Genomic DNA, 22,059 nt, shown 5'->3' with positions numbered 1-22,059 from the left:
CCCATGTTTATGCGCATAAAACTTCTATCTCAAATTGTTGTGTCATCAACGTGGCGTTTTTTCCAAAAAAATTGGTGCGCCAACGTAAAAGTTGCCGTTTGACTCTTGACGGCGAAGGGTTCAAGACTGACGATTACGAAAACACTTAAGAATCGTCCTAAAGATGACCGAAGAAACCGTACTGGAAGCGCGCCAGTCCCTGGTTCGTCTGTGGCCGGCCGAGATTCCGCTGAATGCAGCGCTGGACTGGCCGATCATGTCCGCCGACGGCGCCGTGCTGTTCGATGCGGGCGCTGTCGTGCCGGACGTCGCGGCGCGTGATTTCATGTTCCAGCACTTCGAGCCGCATCGGGCGGTTCAGGAACCGGCGCGTGCGGTGAGTCAAGACGCGGATGTGTCCGGCGATCAGCCTTTGTCGCTCGACGATATCGGCCTGACGATCGGCGCGCGAGTCGGACTGCGCGGAACCGGCGGGACAGGGTCTGCGATGTATGCGAGCCGCGTGATCGGTTTTTCGACGCCGCGCCGTAACGGCGAGCGCTCGCTGTTCGTGACGCAGCCGTTGATGACCGGCTTCGATCCGCTCGATCTCAATGTCGGCGAACAAGTCGATCTGGTTGCGCTGACCGGGCGCGGCGTATTCCGTTTTGCCTGCACGGTCGATGCGATCTGCCGCGAGCCGTTCAACTATGCGGTGCTCTCCGCGCCCGGCGCGATCCGCCGACTTCGCACCCGCAAGTTCGCCCGGATGCCCACGCGTCTTGCTGCGCACTTTTCGGCTCATGGTTCGACGGATGTGCCGGAACTGGGGCGTGTCAGCGATATCAGCCCGTATGGCATGTCGCTGACGGTGGCGAAGCCGGCTGCGCGCATCGGCGACAAGCTGGCGCTCTCGTTCCAGTTCAGCACCGATGGCGTGGACGTGAAGATCGACACGATTGCGATCGTCCGGCATGTCGGCGCACCGGAGCCCGGTACGGGTCACGTGGCCTACGGGCTGGAATTCGAATCACTCGAGCCTTCGCAGCGCATCGCGCTGAAGTCGTTCATGGCCGAGCACAGCTGAACCGCGCGCCCGGCCCGCGTCTCGTGCATGCCGGCCGGCGATCAGTTGCCCGGGAAGCCGTCGGGAAAGAGCCGCTCGACTGCGGCTTCGAAATGCTGCACCGGGGCGGCGCCACGCAGCGCGATAGGAGGCGGTGCTTCCTGACCGGGCGCCGGCTCGCGCGACAGTACCGCGAACGGCACGCCCCCCACACCCAGCTTCTTTGCGAACTCCTCGTCCTCGATCACGAGATCGGTGTAGGTGCCGTCGTCGAGCGCTTCTTCCAGCAGTTCGGGATCGACACCGCATGCGGACGCGATATCGAGCAGTGCATCGGTATCGCCGATGTCGATGCCTTCCTCGAAGTACGCCTTGAAAATCGCGCGATGCACGACGTCGAAGCGGCCCGATTCGCGCGCGAACAGGGCGGCTTCGAACGCCTTGCGGCTGCGCGGCGTGACGGGCGGCATGCGCATGGTGACGCCGCGCTCTTCGGCGAGCGGCTGCACTGATTTTTCCCAAGCCTCGACGATCGTGTCGCTATTGGGATCCAGCAGGGGCGCCGGCTCGGGGCGCAGTTCGAACGCATGCCAGCGAATCTCGACTGCATCGCCATAGGCGTTGCGGAATTGATCGAGCACGGGCGTTTCGAGATAGCAGAACGGGCAGACGAAGTCCGACCACACGTCGATATACAGAACAGGCGTGGATGCCATGTGAGCCTCAAAAGCGAACGGCGCGGGATGCGCCGTCTTGTGAACCTGGGCCGGCGTCATGTGCGACGGGCGTTGAACCGATATGGTAGCGCGGGACGATTGCGGACGTGCGACACGCATGGCAAGCGTGGCATCAGAATCCGCCGTCGATTTCTATCCTGCTGCCATCGAAAAAACGTGACAGCCGGAAGGCGTGCGGATTGACGATCGGCCGGTCGCGCGCGACGAGATCCGCCATCAGTCTCCCCGCGCCCGGCCCGATGCCGAATCCGTGTCCGGAGAAGCCGGTCGCGATGAAGAGTCCTGGCTTGCCGTCCACGCCCGAGATGACCGGCACGGCGTCAGGCGTCACGTCGATATAGCCGGCCCATGCCTGCGCTTCCCGGATCTGCGATAGCGCAGGGTAGATCGCGCGAAACTCCGCGAGGGCCTTCGCGTTGAAGGACGGATTCGGCACGGGGTCGAGCGTGCGCACGAGTTCGAAGATCGTGGGCTGGTCGAGCGGCCAGCGGCGCGGCATGCGCAGCCCGTCGAGGAAGCGGGCGTTCAGGCCGAGCTTGATCGAACCGAACTGGCTTTTCAGGGCGGGGAGGAACTTGAAGAACAGCCGGAAGCTGTCCGGCGTGATGTCGTGATCGCTGTGGAATGCATTGGCGATGGTGTAGCCGCCATCGAGCCGCTTGCGATAACCCACGTCCCGGTTACAGGCGCTCACCTCCGGCCCGCCTTCGATGGGCGCCGTGCGCAGGACCGAGGAGCGGACCAGCAACTGCGGAACGTCGACGGCGAGACTGCCGGTGAAATAGCGCGTCCACGCGCCGCCGGCTACCACCACGCTTGAGCACGCGATGCGGCCGAGTTCCGTCACCACGGCGCTGACGGCGCCGCCGCTGGTTTCGACGCCGCGCACAGCGCATGGCATGAGCACTTTCACGCCGCTCTGGCGCAGTGCGGCGGCCATGGCGGGTACTGCGCGTTGCGGCTCGGCGCGGCCGTCCGAGAGCGTGTAGATGCCGCCCGCGAAGCGGCGCGCGGTGCCTGGCATCAGCGCAGCGGTTTCGTCCGCCGAGACCATGCGCGAGTCGAGCGCGTCGCGCCCGACGAGTGCCCGCGCGCGTTCGAGCCAGGCTTCGTGATCGGCGAGGGCTTGTGGGTCGTCGGCGGCGTAGAGGATGCCGCTCGTGCGAAAGCCGGTGTCGATGCCGAGTTCCGCATCGATGCGCCGCCACAGCTTCAGGCTTTCGAGGCTCAGTTCGAGCTCGCGCAAGTCGCGGTGCGTGGCGCGGCACCAGCCCCAGTTGCGGCTCGACTGCTCGCCGGCGACTACGCCCTTTTCGCAGACCGCGACGGAGAGGCCTTTGTCGGCGAGCGCCCGCGCCGTGCTGACGCCGACGATGCCGCCGCCGATGACGACGACGTCGACGCGGTCGGGCAGGGTGCGGTCTTCGGGGATGGTGTCGGTGGGTGGGCCCATGTCAGGTGGTTTTCCTTATGACTTTGGCGGCAAGTTGGGTGGATTGTTCAGCCACGTCGTGATTGACGTTCTCGCCAGGGTGATAGTCGGCTCTGACTCGTGCATTGCGAAGCGTGATCAGGTCCAGTCCAATTGCTTTCGATAAAGCGTGTTTCGCGTCATTCGGGCGGATCATTGGATTGCACAACTGCTGGATCAACTGGTCATGGCGGCCGCTTGCCCGACCGACGGTACCGGGCGCGGGCAACCTCCGATGAAATTCGTTTGCCGCATGAAACGCTCCATAATAGGCGCGGCTGCAGACGGTACGATATTGAGGCTCGGTGGTGGCGTGGCGCATGAGTGCCGCTGCGCACTCGACCCATTCCTGCGCTGTGCTGCTCATTTGCACGCTCCGTCGAAATACACGCCCAGTGCAGCGGTGTTGAAGAACATCAGCCGTTCCTCTTCACGTAGCAACGCCTCATTCATCTTCTTCGTAAGATCCCACGAGGTAGGCACGCTGAGTCTGAAGCTGACGCAGCGGCAGACTCCTTCCACGTCGAGTACGAGGGGATTGACGTCCGGGCAAAGCCGATGCTGTCTCAACACGATGCCCGTGCAATCGAGACGTTGTGCGATTTCGTCGTCTGTCACGCCTGCGTCCGTCAATATGGAAGCCGCGGCCGACACTTGTTCCGCCCACTCCTCATCCCACTCAACCCCCCGCATCCTCGCTTCCCGGATCAACTCCGCCGTACATCCGACCGCTCCCGCGAGAAACCCATACGGCGCAATGACCGCGAGGTTGCGCGTCCGCGCGCCGCACAGTTCGCGATACAGCGCTTGCGCCTCGGAGAACATGCCGAGTCCGAGCCGCGTGATCATCCAATTCTCACGGCCGACGTCCGACAGTCCGAGCGCCACCGCGTTCCTGAACGCGCCTTCAGCGCCTTCGACATCGCCGGCGAGCGCGCGCCACGAGCCGGTCAGTTCCCACGCGGCGCGAGCATCGGCTTGCAACAGCTGGCGGATGTCATGTCCGATCGCGCGCCACTCACGCGAAAGCGGCGTGATTTCGGCGGGGTCGATGAAGCGGGGCGAAGCCGCGCGCAGTGCGTTGATACGGTCGACGAGCTGATGGGTTTTCGGTTGCGGTAATGCGTTCATGTCTTTCTGCCGGTCATGATCGACACGCGAGGCCGGACCGTGCGCGGGCGGCTTGCACGGTGTCGAAGTGCTTCGGGTCGAAGGGTGAACGCATGCTAAGTGAATCGATGGTCTTTGACCATATGAATACTTCCGAGTTATCGGCCCGACCCCTCAGGCGCCGGGCGGCACCGCGCAAAGCCTTGCCGGGAAAGGCTTTGCGGGCATCATCGTCCGACTGGCATAGGCCGCTTCATCGCTTGCTTCCTGCCTCCGCTGCGCGCCTCGGAGCGATCCGTTACGATGCATGACGACGTGCCGGTCCGGCCGTGCCGTGATGACGAATCAAGGTCATCCGGCGGATGCATGCAAGTCCGAGCGGGCACGACGCGTGCGGACCGACAACGCGCATGCGGCGCGCGACCGAGGGTCACGCCGCCGTTCGATCATTTCCCTTCACCTTCATCCTCTGGAGAACTCACGTGCAAAAGACAGCATCGGCAAAATGGAGCGGCGGCATCAAGGACGGCAAGGGCTTCATCTCGACGCAGACCGGCGTGCTCAATGAGGCACCGTACGGCTTCAAGTCGCGTTTCGAGGAAGGTCCGGGCACGAATCCGGAAGAGCTGATCGGCGCGGCGCACGCAGGCTGCTTCACGATGGCGCTCTCGCTGCAACTGGAAATGGCGGGCCTGAAGGCCGAGAGTCTCGAGACCAAGTCCACCGTCACCCTCGACAAGGATGGCGAAGGTTTCACTATCACCGCCTGCCAGCTCGACCTCAAGGCCAAGATTCCGGGCGCCGACAAGGCCGCCTTCGACAAGGCCACGCAAGCCGCGAAGGAGGGCTGTCCGGTGTCGAAGCTCTTCGCGGGCAACGCGAAGATCACGTTGAACGCGGAACTCGTGTCGTAAGCGTATTGGCTGGTTGATGGCGCGCGGGAAGCATCGGTAGTCGATGCTTCCCGCGCGTTTTTTTGGCTGCCTTTTTTCAATCAGCAGGATCGACTCAAGGCGTTCCGTCAGCTTCAATCGTTCCGCTTTCCGGCGATAGCGAAACTCGACACGTATTCCAGACGGGCCTGTTCACCGTCGCCAAAGTGCCCGGCATGAACGCGTCTTTATCATCCCCTTCCGCCTCTCCTCGCAACCTTGTCGGCATACATCCGGCTATCGCTCAAAGCAAGCAAGTCGATGATCGACCCATGCTGCCCCGCTTCGAACAGCGTCTGCCCGACGCTGAAGCGGATCTGATACCCGCGCTCCGCCGCCGCGTTGCTGGCCGCCAGCGCATCCCGCAGCCGCTCGAGCGCGCGATCGGTTTCTTCATCGCCGGCGTCGGTGAGCAGCGCGACGAACTCATCGCCGCCCAGCCGGCCGATCACATCGCTTTCCCGCAGCGCCGCGCGCAAGGCCGCCGCAAAGGTCGTCAACGCGCGATCCCCCTCGGCATGGCCGAAGCTGTCGTTGATGCGCTTGAAATCATCGAGATCGAAGAACAGCAGCGAAGCGTCCCGGCCCATGCGCCGGCAGACATTCAGCGCATGCTGCGCCAGCGCCTCGAAGCCGCGCCGGTTGGCGATCAGCGTCAGTTCATCGACGGTCGCGAGTTCGATCGCCGCAATCTCCTGCTCCGCGATATGCGCCAGGTCGCGCAACAGTCCGACCGCCTCGCCGTCGAGTTCGCGCGGACGCGTGTCGATCAGACACAGCGTGCCAAGCTTGCTGCCGTTCGGCACGGTCAGCGGCTGTCCCGCATAGAAACGGATACCCGGATCGCCAGTGACGAGCGGATTGTCATGAAAGCGTGCGTCGGTACGGGCGTCGGGGATCATGAACACGTCGTCGTGCATGATCGCGTGCCCGCAGAAGGAGATGTCACGGCCGGTTTCCCGCACGCCCAGACCGGCGCAGGACTTGAACCACTGCCGGTTTTCGTCGATCAGGCTGACCAGCGCGATGGGCACGTCGAACAGACGCCGCGCCAGCCGCGTGAGGCGGTCGAAGCGTTCTTCCGCCGGGGTATCGAGCAATCTGAGCGTGCGCAGCGTGGACAGGCGAATGGGTTCGTTCTCGGGTATCGGGGCGACTAGCATGGTTCTCCGGGTTCCTGGACGTGGCCATTGACCACCCTTATTCTCCGACAAACACGCGACAAATTCATTCCTTCGACCACCTGGCTCGGTTATCCGCGCTTCAGCCGGCACATTCGCTATCATGCCGAGGGGCTGCGGCTGCATGTCACGGCGCGCTACGGCACGCCGGTCGCGCCCGTGGGTCGGACCCATGCATGCAACCCGTTCAGCTCGAGACCGAACCTCGACGTCCCCTCAACCGATCCGCCCGGAGCGCCGATGAAACTCAAGCTGGACTGGACCGTCATTACCCCGATCCTTGCGCTCGTCGTGCTCGCCGCGACCGCGCTGATACCGAGCGGCGTCCTGATGGTGCTTGCCGCCATCGCGCTCGCCTTCGCGGTGTTCGCAGCGGTGCATCATGCGGAAGTGGTCGCGCATCGGGTCGGCGAGCCGTTCGGCACGCTGGTGCTGGCCATCGCCGTCACAGTGATCGAGGTCGCACTGATCGTCTCCGTGATGCTTTCCGGCGGTCCCGACAAGGCCGGCTTGCCGCGCGACACGGTCTTTGCCGCGATCATGATCTGCAGCGGCGCGATCGTCGGGCTGTGTCTGCTGGTGGGCGGCCTGCGGCATCACGTGCAGAACTTCCAGCTGCAGGGCGCCAGCGCGGCGCTCGCCATCCTGTGCGCGCTCTCGGTGCTCACGCTCGTGCTGCCCAACTTCACGAGCACGGTGCAAGGTCCGGCGCTGTCCACTTCGCAACTGGTGTTCGTCGGCGTGATCTCGCTCGTGCTGTATGTGACCTTCGTGTTCGTGCAGACCATCCGGCATCGCGACTACTTCCTGCTGCCCACGCCCGAAGCCGCCACGTCCGTCCCTGTCGCGGCCCCCGACGATGAAAGCGCGCCCCATGCGCCGCCGCCCAGCAACCGCGAGGCGTGGATCGCGCTGGCGTTCCTGCTGCTGTCGCTGGTTTCGGTGGTCGGGCTCGCGAAGCTGCTGTCGCCGGCGGTCGAGGCGGGCGTCGCGGCCGCGGGCGCGCCCGAAGCGGTGGTCGGCATCGTCATCGCGGCGCTCGTGCTGTTGCCGGAAGGGCTCGCAGCCCTGCGCGCGGCGCGGCTCAACCGCCTGCAGACGAGTCTGAATCTCGCGCTCGGCTCGGCGCTCGCGAGCATCGGCCTGACCATTCCGACGGTGGCGGTCGTGTCGATCGTCATCGGCCAGCCCATTTCGCTCGGGCTCGCCTCGAAGGAAATCGTCATGCTGGCGCTCACGCTGATCGTCTCGGTCATCACGCTCGGCACCGGCCGCTCGACGGTTCTCCAGGGCGTCGTGCACCTCGTGATCTTCGCGGCTTTCCTGTTCCTTTCCGTGGTGCCTTGAGCGAGGGGAATCCGGGACGATCGTGCCAATTTGTTACCATGCTCGGTTTTTCGCGGGCGCAAGCCCGCTCCAGCCGCTCTGGTTTCACCGTCTGGTTACACCGAAAGTCCCGAAGGAAACGCATGTCATCGAAGAAGTCCGCCTCGCTCGCCGTTTGTACCGTCCTTGCTGTAACCGCCGCTTTCGGCGCAGTGTCGTCCGCCGTGCAAGCCAAGGAAATCACGCAGATCCGCTTTGCCGTCGACCCGTCCTATCCGCCGTTTGAATCCAAGCAGGCCGACGGCAAGCTCGCCGGCTTCGATATCGACCTCGGCAATGCGCTGTGCGCGCAGATGAAGGTCAAGTGCGTGTGGGTCGAGAACAATTTCGACGGCATGATTCCCGGCCTGAAGGCCCGCAAGTTCGACGCCGTCCTCTCCGACATGGGCATCACCGACGAACGCCTGAAGCAGATCGACTTCACCGTGCCGCTGTACGACACGCATGCGCAACTCGTCGCGCGCGCCGGCTCGGGCATCCTGCCGACGCCGCAATCGCTGAAGGGCAAGCGCGTCGGCGTGGAGCAGGGCACCGTGCAGGAACGCTACGCGAAGGCGAAGTGGGAGCCGCAGGGCGTGACCGTCGTGCCTTACGCCGACGAGGAACAGGTCGAAGCGGATCTGGTCGCGGGCCGCATCGACGCAATGTTCACCGACGCCGCGCAAGCCGCCATCGGCTTCCTGAAGAAGCCGCAGGGCAAGCCGTTCGCGCTGGTCGGCCCGATCGTCGAGGACCGCGCGATCATCGGTCCGGGAACGGCCATCGGGCTGCGCAAGGGCGACACCGACTTGAAGAACGGCCTCGACAACGCATTCGCGGAGCTCAAGAAGAACGGCACGTTCAAGCGCATCATGGCCAAGTACTTCGAGACCGATATCTCGATCCAGTAAGCGCCTCGCCGCGGGTTTGCAGGGTTTTGGAAAGGCATCGCTTGCGGTGCCTTTTCTTTTCGACACGAGGTCTGCGCACATGCAGGTTCATCATCATCCGCTCGCGGGCGCGCCGCTCGGCACCGGGCGTGTGCTCACGAGCTACGGTTTCGGCCCGCAAGACGGCGACGCGCCCCGCAAGGTCTATATCCAGGCGTCGCTGCACGCGGATGAACTGCCGGGCATGGTCGTCGCGTGGTATCTGAAGCAGCGCTTCGCCGCGCTGGAAGCCGCCGGACGGCTGATGGCGCGGATCGTTCTGGTTCCGGTCGCCAATCCGGCCGGCCTGAACCAGCACTGGTTCGGCGCGCAAATGGGGCGTTTCGACCTGCGCTCCGGGCAGGATTTCAACCGGCGCTTTCCGGAGCTCGGTCCGGAGCTGGCGTTGCACCTGAAATTACGCCTGAACGGTGACGAACACCATAACGGGCGGCTGATCCGCACGGCGCTGCGCGACGCGCTGGCCGCTCGCCAGCCGGTGACCGAACTGGATGCGCAGCGGCTCGAACTGATGCGCCTCGCCTGCGACGCCGAGCTGGTCATCGACCTTCATTGCGACTGGGAAGCCGCTCCGCATCTCTACACGACGCCCGAAGCGTGGCCCGCGATCGAGCCGCTGGCGCGCTATCTCGGCAGCGAGGCGCAACTGCTGGCGGACGTGTCGGGAGGCGAGCCGTTCGACGAAGCCTGCGCGTCGGCGTGGCGCTATTTGCGCGGCGCGTTCGGCGAGCGCTATCCGCTGCCGCCGGACGTGCTGACGGTCACGCTCGAGTTACGCGGCGTCCGCGACGTGTCGCACGAACTGGCGGCGCGCGACGCGCAGGCGATCGTCGATACGCTGACGCACCTCGGCATGATCGAAGGCGACGCGCCGGAGCCGCCGCCGCTGCGCCATCCCGCGACGCCGCTTGCCGGCTGCGAGCATCTGCGCGCGCCGCTGGCGGGGGTGATCCTGCATCGGCGGGAGATCGGCGAGACGGTGCGTGCGGGCGAGACCATCGCGGAGGTGCTGGATCCGCTCGAAGACCGGCTCGTGCCGCTCGTCGCCGGGACGGATGGCGTGCTGTACGCGCGCCACTGGACGCGCTTCGCGACGGCCGGAATGCTGGTGGCGCGCATCGCGGGCGCGCACGCGGCGCGCACCGGCGACCTGCTGGTGCCCTGAACGCGGCGCCGGTGCCGGTTACCATGGATCCGTCTGCTCAAACCGTCATGGAGAATCCCGCGACATGCTGAAAAATCTCGATCCGCTGCTCAATGCCGACATCCTGCATGCGCTCTGCGCGATGGGTCACGGCGACGAAGTCGTGATCTGCGACGCCAATTTCCCCGCCGATTCCGTCGCGCGTCAGACGGTACTCGGCCGTCTGCTGCGGCTGGACGGCGTCGATGCGCCGCGTGCCGCGCGGGCCGTGCTGTCGGTGTTGCCGCTCGATACTTTCGTCGATCATCCCGCCGAGCGCATGGAAGTCGTGGGCGACGCGAGCGCGCTGCCTGCCGTGCAACGCGAAGTGCAGAAGGAAATCGACGCCGCCGAGGGACGGCCGGTGCCGCTGGCGCCGGTCGAGCGCTTTGCCTTTTATGAGCGCGCCCGGAAGGCGTACTGCGTGATTGCGACGGGCGAGGCGCGCGGCTACGGCTGCTTCATTTTCAAGAAGGGCGTGCAACTCGCGCCGGACGCGCCCCGGAAGGATTGACCGATGATCTAGGGATTACCCTGATTCTTTTTTAAGAACTTGTTGCAATGCAGCGTAAAAGGCGTATATTCAGGGTTATCCCCTAGCTACTTACCCTGAGAGACGCTCATGAAGACCACTGCACAACAATCCTTGCTCGTTTCGTTCGGTTCCTGGCTGCGCGCGGCAAAGGCTGCGGTGCGTCGTGAGTGGAACCGGGCGCTGCAACTGCATCTGCAGAACTGCGAAATCCTCGTGGAATCGTACCGCCGGAAGTAAGCATCAGTCGTAGCACCCCGGTCAGGTCGTAAAAGTAGAGACGCCCCGCAGGCGAAAGCCTGCGGGGCGTTGTCGTATGTGGCTATCGTCGACGATCAGCCAGACGAGCGGTCAGATGGCCCAGCCGCCGAGATAGAACACGGCGAGCACCACCGCAATCGCCACCGTGCCGACATTCAGCTTGCGCCATTCGCCTGCCACCAGCCGGCCGATCACGAGCGTCGAGAAGCCGAGCATGATGCCCGTCACGATGTTCGCCGACAGCACGATATACACCGCGCAGACGAGGCCGGACATGGTGTCGACGGTATCCTCGAAATGCAGCTTGCTGACGTTGCCGAGCATCAGGAGGCCGACGTACATGAGCGCGGGCGCCGTCGCATAGGAGGGCACGAGCGCGGCGAGCGGCGAGAGGAACATCACCACCAGGAACAGCACGCCCACCACGCTGGCCGCAAGACCGGTCTTCGCGCCGGCCGCCACACCCACGGACGATTCGATGTACGCCGCCGCCGGCGCGCCGCCGAAGCAGGCCGAGAAGATCGAGCTGAGCGAGTCCGCCGTCAGGGCCCGGCCGCCGTTGACGATCCGTCCGTTCTGGTCGATCTGTCCCGCCTGGCCGGCCACCGCGCGAATCGTGCCGGTGGCATCGAAGACGGCGGTCATCACGAGGGCCAGCACGCTCGGCAGGACGGCCATCGAGAGGGCGCCCTTGATGTCCATCGCGCCGATCAGCGAGGCATGCCCAGGCGCGGACAAGGCCGGCAACGCGAACACGCCATGGAAGCGCACAGAGGGATCGAAGATCAGGCCGATCGCCGAAAGGCCGATCACCACGAGCAGGATGCCGCCCGGCACGCGCCGGCGTTCCAGCCCGAAGATCGCGGCGAGGCCCACCACCGACATCAGCACCGGAAACGCCGTGATGTGTCCGAGCGAGACCGGCATGCCGGGCGCGGGATTCTTGATGATGAGACCAACGTCATTGGAAGCAATCAGCAGCAGGAACAGCCCGATGCCGATACCCGTGCCGTGCGCGACGCCCGTCGGCAGGTTGCGCAGGATCCACGAACGCACGCCGGTGACCGAGATCGCCGTGAAGACGATGCCCATCAGGAACACGGCGCCGAGCGCGATGGCGGGCGTCAGGCCTTTGCCGAGCACGAGCCCGAAGGCCGTGAACGCGGTGAGCGAAATTGCACAGCCGATCGCGATCGGCAGGCGCGCCCACACGCCCATCAGCAGCGAGCCGAACGCCGTCGTCAGACAGACGGCGACGAATACCGCGCTGGTATCGAAGCCGGCTTTGCCGAGCATGCCCGGCACGACGAACACCGAGTAGACCATCGCGAGGAAGGTCGTCACGCCGGCGACGATTTCGCGTTTCTCCGTGCTGCCGGTGGTTGAGATACCGAAATAGCGATCGAGAAAGCCGCCGTTGCCGGATGGCCCGCTCTCCTGTCGCTCCGTAGGGGGAATGTCAATGTCGCCAAGCTGCTGGGCAGAGGATTCCAACATGAGCTGCTCCTTTATCAGCACGCTGAAACGGCAGGGCCGTGCACGCACGAGGCGTACTTCGGAGCCGTCATCAGGGTCGTCTCGTAGGGTGTCTTGAATGATGCCGAGGTCTCGCACCTGAGGCTGCACTCGGTCAGGACAGAGCCTAGGGGAACAGAACGCAGGGTCCAATCCCATGAAAAACATGCCGGTCATGCCACGCGGCGTATATGCCGTCAACGCCCCACGCGACGGGGCACCGGCCGGACCGCGAAAACGCCGGACTAGGGCAAACGCCTAGTCCGGCAAGACCGGCAGCGGCGCGTGACTGCCGCGTTACTTGATCACGCGCGAGACGCCGCGCCCGCGCGGATCGGACATGGCCTCGGGCGTGTCGCCATCGACGCGGATCGCCTGGATGTCGCCATTGAAGCCCTGCATCTGGAACGTGTAGCCCTTGGCTTCGAGCTGCTTGATGACTTCCGGATCGAGCTGATGGAACGGCTCCTGGAAGATCGTGTTCGGCGGCAGCAGCTGATGATGGAAGCGTGTCGCGCCGACGGCCTCGGGCAGCGGCATGTTGAAGTCGTACACGTTCGAGAGCACCTGGAAGATCGACGTGAAGATGCGCGAGCCGCCCGGCGTGCCGATCACCATCGCGACCTTGTCGTCCTTCGTGAGGATGGTCGGCGTCATCGACGAGAGCGGGCGCTTCTTCGGCGCGATGGAGTTCGCATCGCTGCCGACCACGCCGAACATGTTCGGCACGCCCGGCTTCGAAGCGAAGTCGTCCATCTCGTCATTCAGCACGATGCCCGTGCCTTCCGCCACCACGCCCGAGCCGAAGTAGCCGTTGATGGTGTACGTGTTCGATACCGCGTTGCCCCATTTGTCGACCACCGAGAAATGCGTGGTCTCGGCCTTCTCCGGCATCGACGTGCCGAGTCCCGGCTGCACGCTCTTGGTGTCCGAAGGCTGGTCCGGATTCACCTCTTGCGCGCGCTTCAGGATGTAGTCGTCGTTGGTGAGCTGCGCGACCGGCACCTTGTAGAAGTCCGGATCGCCGAGATACTGCGCGCGGTCGGCGAACACGCGTTTTTCGATCTCGGCCACCAGATGGATGTACTGCGCCGAGTCGAGCGGGACATCGTTGAACTTGTCCTTGAGGTCCGCCTTCATCTTGAGCAACTGCACCAGGCCGACGCCGCCCGAACTTGGCGGCGGCGCGGTGATCACGCGATAACCGTTCCAGCTTGCGGTAATCGGCTGGCGCCACACGGCCTTGTAGTCCTTCAGGTCGCGCGCGGTGATGAGGCCGTGGCCTTCCATCGACTTCGCAATCAGCTGTGCCGTCTCGCCTTCATAGAAGCCCTTGGCGCCCTTGTCGGAGATCCGTTGCAGGGTCTTGGCAAGGTCCGGCTGCTTGAACACTTCGCCGGACTTCATGCCGCCGAAATAGAGGTCGAAGTTGGTCTTGCCGCCGAACTCCTTCGCGGCGGCGTCGCGGCGCGCCACCAGCTGGTCATCGACGACGAAGCCATCCTGCGCGTAATGGATGGCCGGCGCCAGAACCTGCTTCCACTTGAGCTTGCCGAAGCGCTTCTGCGCTTCCCACATGCCTTCGACGGTGCCCGGCACGCCCACCGCGCGATGCCCGTACAGGCTCATGCCCTTGATGACCTCGCCCTTGTCGTCGAGATACATGTTGCGGGTGGCGGTGAGCGGCGCGCGTTCGCGATAGTCGAGGAAGTAGGGACGATGATCGACGTACAGCGTCATGAAGCCGCCGCCGCCGATGTTGCCCGCTTCCGGATACGTGACCGCGAGCGAAAACGCGATGGCCACCGCGGCATCCACGGCATTGCCGCCTTGCTTTAAGATCTGCTCGGCGGTGTCGGCGGCGTATTTGTCGGCGACCGCGACAGCCGACGAAGTCAGGACCTGCGGCTGATCCGCGGTTTTCGCATGGGCGGGTGTCGTGTCGACGAAACCCGCCGTCAGCAGCGCGGACGCCACGATAGCGCTCAGTGCGAAGGTCCGCATGCGCGGTGTTTGTGTCAAGAGCATCTCCTGCATTCTCCTTTTTTGCGTGCGACGAAAGATCAGTCCGTTATATACCATGCGCGCGAGGCCGCCGAAATCACGCGGCTCCGCCGGACTCAGGGCATCAACTGCCCGCCGTTCACGTCGATGATCTGCCCGGTGACATAGCGCGACATCGTCTCGGAGGCGAGATAGAGGAACGCGCCGCTGCAATCGTCCGGTTCGCCGATGAAGCCCATCGGGATGGACTTGCGGAAGGACTCGAGCTGCTCGGGCGTCGTGAAGCGTTCCTGGAACGGCGTCTGGATCACGCCGGGCGCGACGGCGTTCACGCGGATGCGGTCCGGCATGAGTTCCTTCGCCATGCCTTTCGTGATGGTGCTGACGAAGCCCTTCGACGCCGCATAGAGCAGCGCGCCAGGACCGCCGCCGTTGCGCGCGGCCACCGAGGTCACGTTGATGATCGAGCCGCCGCCGCCCGAGCGCAGCGAAGGCAGCGCGGCGCGCGTGAACGCGACGACCGAACGCGCGTTGATGTGCATGATCTCGTCGAAGAGTTCGTCGCTGGCGGAGGCGATCGGCTCGCGCTTCACGAGGCTGCCGGCGTTGTTGATGAGCACGTCGATCTTGCCGAAGCTGTCCACCACTTGCGCGACGGCCGCGTCGATGGCTTTCGAGTCGCGCACGTCGGCGCCGACGGTGATCGCGCTGACGCCGAGCGCGCGCACGTCCTGCGCGACCGCCTCGGCCTGTTCCTTCGAGCTGTTGTAGTGAACCGCGACATTCGCGCCGTATTGCGCGAACGCCCGTGCCGCCGCCGCGCCGATGCCGGTGCTCGCGCCCGTGATGAGGATCGACTTGCCTTTCAGGTCGTGCATGGATGCTCCGTGTCGATGAGGTCCGCGCAGGTTCGCCCGAACATGCGTCGGATGGTGCTGGGAAAAGCGCCGGCAGTGTGCCGTGACCGAGAGTATGAGCCGTCGCGCCGGCACGCGTTGGACGCGTCGTCGGGAGGCAGCACGAAGCGCTCCAGCAAGCCGATGTCATGCCGCGACGTCGCCCGCAATTGTCAATTTCATTGAATTCGAGCGCGGGCTCTATCGCCGCGCCGCCGCATGCCGCACTGTACCGACCGCGAGCGAGCAACGGGTCGGGGAAGCAGTCGCGCACGTCATGCGCGTTGCGGCGCATCCGTCAGTCAGAACGAACCATCGAATCAACATGAATCATCCAAGTGTTTCCATGCAGCGCGGGCCGGTGCGGGCGCGTACCCGGCGCACGCTTCTGGCCGGCATCGTGGCGTCCTGCGTGACGACCTGGGTGCCCGGCACGACGCGCCGGCCCATGCCGGCCGAACTCGCCACGGCGTTGCCTGCGCCGGAGAGTTTCGTGGCCTTGTCGAAATTTCTCACCGGGCAGGCGTCGCTCGATCTGGCGCTCGCCGACCGCCTCTTCATCGCGGGCACGGGCGTCATGCCCACGGCGGCGACGGTCAACTCGACGCTGACCGCCGTCGCGCTCGCGTTGGGCACGGCCGAGCACCTCCACGCGACGAGCACGACGTGAACGAAGCGCTCTTCATGCTTGAGGCTCTGCGCTGGCGCGTGCTGGCCGGATGCGCATGGGCGATGCTGTGCGCGGCCGCGCAGGCGGACACACGCGCGCACGACGCCTTGCTCGAACGCGGCGCCTATCTGGCGATTGCCGGCGATTGCGTGGCCTGCCACACCGCGCCCGATGGCCAGCCGTTCGCGGGCGGCCTGGCGCTGGCCACGCCGCTGGGTGAGATCGTCTCGACGAACATCACGCCGTCGCGCACGCACGGCATCGGCGGCTATACGTTCGAGCAGTTCTCCGCGGCGCTGCGCCGCGGCATCCGCGCCGACGGCGTGTACCTGTACCCGGCGATGCCCTACCCCTCGTACGCCCGCGTGACCGATGAAGATACCCGGGCGCTGTACGCGTACTTCATGGAGCGCGTGCGCGCGGTGGATCAGGCGGCGCCCCGGACGTCGCTGCCATTTCCGTTCAGCGTGCGGCAGACGCTGGCGGTCTGGAACCTGTTGTTCCTCGATGAACAGCCTTACGTTGCCGATACATCGCGCAGCGCGGCGTGGAATCGCGGAGCGTATCTGGTGCGAGGCCTGGCGCATTGCGGCGCCTGTCACACGCCGCGCAACGCGTGGCTGGCCGAATCGAGCTCGCGCGCGCTCGCGGGCGGATCGGCGGGGGCCTGGCATGCGCCGAACATCACGCCGGACGTCAACAGCGGGATCGGCGCATGGAGCGAGGCGGAGCTGATCGGCTATCTGCGCGACGGCTATGCGCGCGGCAAGGCGCACGCGGCCGGTCCGATGGCCGAAGCCGTCGACAACAGCCTGCGTCATCTCGCCGCCGAGGATCTGCGCGCGGTCGCGGTGTATCTGAAGACGGTCGAAGCGGTCCGGACCGAAGCCGACACCCAGCCGGCCAGCACCTGGGGTAAACCGGCGAACGGGCTGGGCGATTTGCGCGGGGTGGCGTGGCCCGTGGACAGCGGCCGCCTGAGCGGCGCGCAGCTCTACGACGGCTATTGCGCGTCCTGTCATCAGGCGAGCGGCGAAGGCGCGAGCGGCGGGCGGCTGCCTTCGCTGTTCCACAGCACCACGCTCGGCCGCAGCAACACGGACAATCTCGTGCTCGTGATGCTGGGCGGCACGCGACATCCCGAGCGCACGTCGGACGCCTCGATGCCCGGCTTCGCGGCCTTGCTCACCGATCAGCAGATCGCCACGCTCGGCAATCATCTGCTGGGGCTGTATGGGAACGTCGAGGCGAAGGTGAGCGTCGCGCAGGTCGCGCGGTTGCGGACGGGCACGCAGCCGTCGCCGCTGGCGGGACTCGCGCGTGCGGCGGGCGCGATCGCGGTGTTGCTGCTCGTGAGCCTGATCGTGCTGCTGGCGGTGCGGCGCACGCATCGAGGCGCGAAGCAGTAGGTGACTTCGGCGCGCGTCAGTCGTCGAAGGAATACGCTTCGACGACCCGTTTCACGGCATTCCTGAACGATCCCACCAGATCCGAGCGAATGCCGCTGCTTGGATACGACATCACGTATTCGTATTCGATGTCGGTCTCGAACGGCCTCACGACGACTCCATGCGCGCGCCACACTTTCGCCGCAAAGGGCTCGACGATCGACACGCCCAGTCCGCCCGCGACCATCGCATAGCGGGTATGCGCGGTATCGGTGAAGACGGTGTAGCGCGGCCGGTCCTCGGTCGACGAAATGAGCGATTGCTCGGCCTCGTAGGGCTGGCGCGAATTCGGCAGCCAGCCGATCAGATTCTCGCCGCGCAGATCGGCAGGGCGCACGAGCTTCTTTTTCGCGAGCCGGTGCGTGGCGGGCATCGCGCAGGCCGCGGGAGCCTTCAGCAGGCTCTCCACCTCGATGCCCGCGACCGCCGGAAAGGCCAGGCTCAAGGCGACATCGGCCTTGTGGTTCTGCAGGTTGACGAGCACCTCGGGCACCTTCACGGAATCGACCTTGATGGGCACGCCGGGATGCTCGCCGGTGAAGCCGAGCAGCACGGGCGGCAGCAGGGTCGTGGCAAGCACCGGCATGCAGGCGACGGTCAGACCGTCCGAGGCTTCCTCGCGGATCATGGCGGCGACCTGCTTGAGGCGCTCCAGTCCCAGGAAGTTCTCTTCGACGGACTTGTAGAAGCGCAGGCCGGCGGTGGTCGGATTGAGCCGGCCGCCGATGCGGGAAAACAGGCTGAAGCCGAGATCGGCTTCGAGATCGGCGATCAGGCGGCTGATCGCGGGCTGGGTCACATGCAGCTTGCGGGCTGCGCCGACACTGGTGCCGGTCATGATGAGGCTGCGGAAAGCCTCGATCTGGCGGAAACGGATCATCTGGCGTACGGCTGGAAAGCGACGGTTGAAAGCGACGCCGATCTTAGCGGAAACCGTCGTGCGCCGCCTCGACCGGAACCCTGTGCCGCCGTGCTCATTGACACCTTTGCAACAATTCGAACGACTATTCGAAAAATTTAGTGACTATAAGCACATGTGAGTGGCATCTGGCTTATTGATGCGAAATACTCGCCGCCAGTCTTGAACCGCAGATGAATGCAGCGGCCCGGCGCCGCGTGACAGCCCGCCCGGTGAAGCATCGCCCGCGTGATGCGCTTGATTCGGAAACCTCATTGTTTATCTCGAAAGAGATAAACGGCCGGGATCCGCCGGCCGGCGCAACACACACAACAAGCACAACAACACGAGACAAGGACCCCAGGAATGCCCATGAAACCGATCGCCGTTCGTGCCCGTCTTCAACGCACATGCCTCGCCGCCAGCGCGGCGCTCGTGCTGGCTATCAGTGCGTGGAACGCCACGGCGGCCATCGTGCCGCCCGGCGTAACGCTGGCCGCCAGACAGGAGCTGGTGCGCAACAACGGCTCGGAGGTCGAGACGCTGGATCCGGCGCTGGTCGAAACCGTGGGCGCGGCGAACCTCGCACGCGATCTCTTCGAAAGCCTGACGGCCACCAATGGCGACGGCGCGGTCGTGCCGGGCGTCGCCGCGAAATGGGAGCAGAAGGACGCGACCACCTGGCTCTTCCATTTGCGCGCCAACGCCCGCTGGTCCAATGGCGAGCCCGTCAGCGCAAACGATTTCGTGTACGGCAGCCAGCGCTTTCTCGATCCGAAAACCGCCTCGTCGTATGCGAGCGTGTTCGGTCCGTTCATCCTGAACGGCGCGGAGATCGTCGCGGGCAAAAAGCCGGTGAGCACGCTCGGCATCCGCGCCGTCGATGCCGCCACCATCGAGGTGAAGACCGCCGGCCCCGTGCCGTTCCTGCCGGAACTGATGTCGAATCCGAACTTCGGACCGGTGCACCGCGCGACCATCGAGAAGTACGGCCGCGAATGGACCAAGCCCGGCAACATCGTCACGAACGGCGCATTCCAGCTGAAGGACTGGCAGGTGAACAGCAAGCTCGTGCTGACGAAGAATCCGCAATACTGGGACAAGGCGAACGTGCAGCTGACGCAAGTCACCTATCTGCCGATCGAGGACGAGAACACCGACGTCAAGATGTTCCAGTCCGGCGACAACGACATGACCTACCAGTTGCCCACCGGCACGTACGCGACCTACAGCAAGCAGTTTCCGGGCGACATCCGCAACTCGCTGATTCTCGGTACGCGCTACTACAGCTTCAACAATCGCGATCCGTTGCTGAAGGACGTGCGCGTGCGCCAGGCCTTGTCGATGGTGATCGACCGCGACCTGCTGGCGCGGCGCGTGACCGCGGACGGGCAGACGCCGCTGCTCGGCCTGCTGCCGAAGGGCGTGAGCGGCGCGGACGTGTCGAACTACGAGTGGGCCGCATGGCCGATGACGAAGCGTGTCGAGGAAGCGAAGAAGCTGCTCGATCAGGCGGGCGTGAAGCCCGGCACGAAGCTGCGCTTCGCGATGAACACGAGCGACTACAACAAGAAGATGGCGATCTTCGTGGCGTCGGAGTGGAAGACGAAGCTGGGCCTGACGATGGACATCGAGTCGATGGAATTCAAGGTGCTGCTCAAGAAGCGCCATGACGGCGACTACCAGATTGCCCGCAATGGCTGGGTGGCCGACTACAACGACGCGACGACCTTCCTGACGCTCGTGCAGTGCAAGTCGTCGCAGAACGACAACTTCAACTGCAACCCGAAAGCCGATGCGCTCATCAGCGAAGCGGCCGCCACCGCCGATACCGCGAAGCGCACGCAGCTGCAGACCCAGGCGGCGAAACTCGTGATGGACGACTACCCGATGCTGCCGCTGCTGCAATACGGCCTGCCACGCCTCGTGAAAAGCTATGTGGGCGGCTATTCGCTGAAGAATCCGATGGATCATTACGCCAGCAAGGATCTCTACATCGTCAGGCATTGAAGTCCTGACGCACCGGAGGAACGCTCATGGGGTCATACACATTGCGGCGCGTGCTGCTCACGCTGCCGACGCTTCTGATCGTCATCACGGTCTGCTATCTGCTGCTGCACGCGACGCCCGGCGGCCCGTTCGATGGCGAGCGCAAGGTGTCCGCCGACGTGCTCGCCAACCTGCAGGCGAAGTATCACCTCGGCGAGCCATTGTGGAAGCAGTACCTGCTGTATCTCGACGGCCTCCTGCACGGGGATCTCGGCGCCTCGTTCCGTTACGCGGACTGGAGCGTCAACGACCTCGTATTGCGCGCGCTGCCGGTCTCGCTGGCGGTCGGCGGCGTGTCGATGCTGCTTGCCATCGGCGCGGGCGTGGCGCTGGGCGTCGTCGCGGCGCTGCGCCGCAACAGCCTCGCCGACTACGCGCTGATGCTGGTCGGCAACGCGGGCAACGTGATCCCGTCGTTCGTGCTCGGGCCGGTGCTGATCCTCGTGTTCGCGATCGCGCTGAAGTGGCTGCCGGCCGGCGGCTGGAACGGCTTCGAGTTGCGCTACATGGTGCTGCCGGTCGCGCTGCTGGCCACCATCAACGTCGCGACCATCGGCCGCGTGACGCGCGCCAGCCTGATCGAAGTGCTGAACACCCACTACATCCGCACCGCGCGCGCGAAAGGCCTGCCGCTGCGCGTGATCGTGCTGCGCCACGCGCTCAGGCCGACGCTGATTCCGGTCGTCTCGGTGATCGGCCCGCTGGCGATTTCATCGATCACGGCGGCGGTCGTCACGGAGTCCGTGTTCTCGCTGCCGGGCATCGGCAAGCTGATCGTGAACGGCGCGGCCAATCGCGACTACACGCTCGTGCTGGGCCTCGTGGTGCTCGTCACGGCGGTGGCCGTGCTGCTCAACCTGCTGGCCGACCTCGCGTATGCGTGGCTCGACCCGAAGATCCGTTACTGAGAGGCGCGCCATGAAAACAGCATCGCTGGGTTCGACGCTCGAACAGGCCGTCGCGGGCCGCAGTCCGTGGCAGGACGCGCGCACGCGTTTCCTGCGCAACAAGGCGGCGGTCGTGAGTCTCGCATTGCTCGCGGTCATCACGCTGGCGTGCATCGCGGGGCCATGGCTGTCGCCGAACGCCTTCGATTCCACCGACTGGAACGCCACCAGCACGCCGCCCACGCTCGCCAACTGGCACTTCTTCGGCACCGACGACACCGGCCGCGACCTCTTCGTGCGCTGCCTGATCGGCGGACGCGTGTCGCTGATGATCGGCGCGCTCGCCACGCTCACGTCGGTCACGCTCGGCATCGTGTGGGGCGCGGTGGCGGGCTTTGTCGGCGGGCGCGTGGACAACGCGATGATGCGCATCGTCGACATGATGTATGCCATTCCGTACCTGTTGATCGCCATCCTGATGGTCACGCTGCTCGGCCGCGAGTTCTATCTCGTCGTCATCACCATCACGGTGTTCTCGTGGATGGACATGGCGCGCGTCGTGCGCGGCCAGACGCTCTCGATCCGCTCGAAAGAGTACGTGGAAGCAGCGCGTGCGATCGGCGTGCCGACCGCGCGCATCATCCGGCGCCACGTGGTGCCGAACCTGCTCGGCATCGTCGCGATCTACACGACCGTCACCGTGCCCGCCGTGATCCTCACCGAATCCGTGCTGTCGTTTCTTGGCCTCGGCGTGCAGGAACCGATGACCAGCTGGGGCGTGCTGATCCAGGACGGCGTCGGCGTGATGGAGGCGTCGCCGTGGATCCTGCTGTGTCCGGCGGCGCTCTTGTCGGTCACGCTCTACTGCATCAACTTTGTCGGCGACGGGCTGCGCGACGCGCTCGATCCGAAGGACAGGTGAGCC

General features: G+C 65.1%; 21 protein-coding genes. 12 read left to right on the top strand and 9 right to left on the bottom strand.

What is annotated here, in order from left to right; translation table 11 throughout:
* Positions 1–163 precede the first annotated feature (163 nt).
* Positions 164–1,066, top strand: a complete 903-nt coding sequence (locus QCE69_RS31815) for a flagellar brake protein (protein ID WP_309926474.1) — start codon at positions 164–166, stop codon at positions 1,064–1,066.
* 41 nt (positions 1,067–1,107) lie between these two features.
* Here QCE69_RS31815 and QCE69_RS31810 read toward each other — a convergent pair whose 3' ends face one another.
* The 4 genes from QCE69_RS31810 to QCE69_RS31795 all read right to left on the bottom strand — a co-directional run bounded on the left by QCE69_RS31810 (position 1,108) and on the right by QCE69_RS31795 (position 4,384).
* A complete protein-coding gene (locus QCE69_RS31810; RefSeq protein WP_309926472.1) occupies positions 1,108–1,761 on the bottom strand; it encodes a DsbA family oxidoreductase in 654 nt (217 codons plus the stop codon).
* Positions 1,762–1,894: 133 nt separating this feature from the next.
* Positions 1,895–3,235 (bottom strand): FAD-binding oxidoreductase, encoded by a 1,341-nt coding sequence (locus QCE69_RS31805; protein ID WP_309934894.1) that lies wholly within the window; start codon positions 3,233–3,235, stop codon positions 1,895–1,897.
* Between the two features lies 1 nt (position 3,236).
* Entirely contained in the window at positions 3,237–3,620 is a 384-nt protein-coding gene (locus tag QCE69_RS31800) for a hypothetical protein (protein ID WP_309934893.1), read from the bottom strand.
* Positions 3,617–4,384, bottom strand: a complete 768-nt coding sequence (locus QCE69_RS31795) for a hypothetical protein (protein ID WP_309934891.1) — start codon at positions 4,382–4,384, stop codon at positions 3,617–3,619. The genes QCE69_RS31800 and QCE69_RS31795 overlap by 4 nt, the downstream gene beginning before the upstream one ends.
* Before the next feature lie 461 nt (positions 4,385–4,845).
* On the opposite strand from QCE69_RS31795, the gene QCE69_RS31790 reads away from it, so the two are divergent.
* Positions 4,846–5,277 carry an OsmC family protein gene (locus QCE69_RS31790; protein ID WP_309838145.1) on the top strand — a complete coding sequence of 144 codons (432 nt, stop codon included), beginning with the start codon at positions 4,846–4,848 and terminating at the stop codon, positions 5,275–5,277.
* A gap of 209 nt (positions 5,278–5,486) precedes the next feature.
* Here the strand turns inward: QCE69_RS31790 and QCE69_RS31785 are convergent, their stop codons facing one another.
* Positions 5,487–6,458 (bottom strand): sensor domain-containing diguanylate cyclase, encoded by a 972-nt coding sequence (locus QCE69_RS31785; RefSeq protein WP_309934889.1) that lies wholly within the window; start codon positions 6,456–6,458, stop codon positions 5,487–5,489.
* A gap of 258 nt (positions 6,459–6,716) precedes the next feature.
* Between QCE69_RS31785 and QCE69_RS31780 the strand changes: the two genes are divergently transcribed.
* The 5 genes from QCE69_RS31780 (at position 6,717) to QCE69_RS31760 (ending at position 10,746) form a co-directional block, all read left to right on the top strand.
* Positions 6,717–7,823, top strand: a complete 1,107-nt coding sequence (locus QCE69_RS31780; RefSeq protein WP_309926463.1) for an ionic transporter y4hA — start codon at positions 6,717–6,719, stop codon at positions 7,821–7,823.
* Between the two features lie 122 nt (positions 7,824–7,945).
* Positions 7,946–8,752 (top strand): ABC transporter substrate-binding protein, encoded by an 807-nt coding sequence (locus QCE69_RS31775; RefSeq protein ID WP_309926461.1) that lies wholly within the window; start codon positions 7,946–7,948, stop codon positions 8,750–8,752.
* Positions 8,753–8,831: 79 nt separating this feature from the next.
* The gene (locus QCE69_RS31770; protein WP_309934888.1) at positions 8,832–9,956 is read left to right on the top strand and encodes a M14 family metallopeptidase; all 1,125 of its coding nucleotides are present in this window, start codon (positions 8,832–8,834) and stop codon (positions 9,954–9,956) included.
* Positions 9,957–10,020: 64 nt separating this feature from the next.
* Positions 10,021–10,488 carry an RbsD/FucU family protein gene (locus tag QCE69_RS31765; protein ID WP_309934885.1) on the top strand — a complete coding sequence of 156 codons (468 nt, stop codon included), beginning with the start codon at positions 10,021–10,023 and terminating at the stop codon, positions 10,486–10,488.
* A gap of 108 nt (positions 10,489–10,596) precedes the next feature.
* Positions 10,597–10,746, top strand: coding sequence for a hypothetical protein (locus QCE69_RS31760; RefSeq protein WP_181290817.1), 150 nt, complete (start codon positions 10,597–10,599; stop codon positions 10,744–10,746).
* A gap of 111 nt (positions 10,747–10,857) precedes the next feature.
* Here QCE69_RS31760 and QCE69_RS31755 read toward each other — a convergent pair whose 3' ends face one another.
* The 3 genes from QCE69_RS31755 to QCE69_RS31745 form a co-directional block, all read right to left on the bottom strand.
* Positions 10,858–12,264 (bottom strand): NCS2 family permease, encoded by a 1,407-nt coding sequence (locus QCE69_RS31755; RefSeq protein ID WP_409017945.1) that lies wholly within the window; start codon positions 12,262–12,264, stop codon positions 10,858–10,860.
* Positions 12,265–12,579: 315 nt separating this feature from the next.
* The gene (gene ggt, locus QCE69_RS31750) at positions 12,580–14,286 is read right to left on the bottom strand and encodes a gamma-glutamyltransferase (RefSeq protein WP_409017959.1); all 1,707 of its coding nucleotides are present in this window, start codon (positions 14,284–14,286) and stop codon (positions 12,580–12,582) included.
* A 116-nt stretch (positions 14,287–14,402) separates the two neighbouring features.
* Entirely contained in the window at positions 14,403–15,164 is a 762-nt protein-coding gene (locus QCE69_RS31745) for an SDR family oxidoreductase (protein ID WP_309934883.1), read from the bottom strand.
* Between the two features lie 343 nt (positions 15,165–15,507).
* On the opposite strand from QCE69_RS31745, the gene QCE69_RS31740 reads away from it, so the two are divergent.
* Together QCE69_RS31740 and QCE69_RS31735 are read left to right on the top strand one after the other, a co-directional pair.
* Positions 15,508–15,852: a sugar dehydrogenase complex small subunit gene (locus QCE69_RS31740; protein ID WP_309934882.1), complete on the top strand. Its 345-nt coding sequence runs from the start codon at positions 15,508–15,510 to the stop codon at positions 15,850–15,852.
* Complete coding sequence (locus QCE69_RS31735; protein ID WP_309934881.1) at positions 15,849–17,261, top strand: cytochrome c; 1,413 nt, start codon at positions 15,849–15,851, stop codon at positions 17,259–17,261. The genes QCE69_RS31740 and QCE69_RS31735 overlap by 4 nt, the downstream gene beginning before the upstream one ends.
* Positions 17,262–17,277: 16 nt before the next feature.
* Here the strand turns inward: QCE69_RS31735 and QCE69_RS31730 are convergent, their stop codons facing one another.
* Entirely contained in the window at positions 17,278–18,180 is a 903-nt protein-coding gene (locus QCE69_RS31730; protein ID WP_309934880.1) for a LysR substrate-binding domain-containing protein, read from the bottom strand.
* 390 nt (positions 18,181–18,570) lie between these two features.
* Between QCE69_RS31730 and QCE69_RS31725 the strand changes: the two genes are divergently transcribed.
* From QCE69_RS31725 to QCE69_RS31715, 3 genes are read left to right on the top strand one after another with little or no spacing between them, the layout of a single operon-like run.
* The gene (locus QCE69_RS31725; RefSeq protein WP_309934878.1) at positions 18,571–20,208 is read left to right on the top strand and encodes a peptide ABC transporter substrate-binding protein; all 1,638 of its coding nucleotides are present in this window, start codon (positions 18,571–18,573) and stop codon (positions 20,206–20,208) included.
* Between the two features lie 26 nt (positions 20,209–20,234).
* Entirely contained in the window at positions 20,235–21,155 is a 921-nt protein-coding gene (locus QCE69_RS31720) for an ABC transporter permease subunit (RefSeq protein ID WP_309934876.1), read from the top strand.
* A 10-nt stretch (positions 21,156–21,165) separates the two neighbouring features.
* Positions 21,166–22,056 (top strand): ABC transporter permease subunit, encoded by an 891-nt coding sequence (locus tag QCE69_RS31715; RefSeq protein WP_309926447.1) that lies wholly within the window; start codon positions 21,166–21,168, stop codon positions 22,054–22,056.
* Positions 22,057–22,059 lie beyond the last annotated feature (3 nt).

This window comes from Caballeronia sp. LZ032, from assembly GCF_031451315.1.
In the GTDB taxonomy this organism is placed as follows: Bacteria; Pseudomonadota; Gammaproteobacteria; order Burkholderiales; family Burkholderiaceae; genus Caballeronia.
This window is presented reverse-complemented; position numbering and strand designations above follow the sequence as displayed.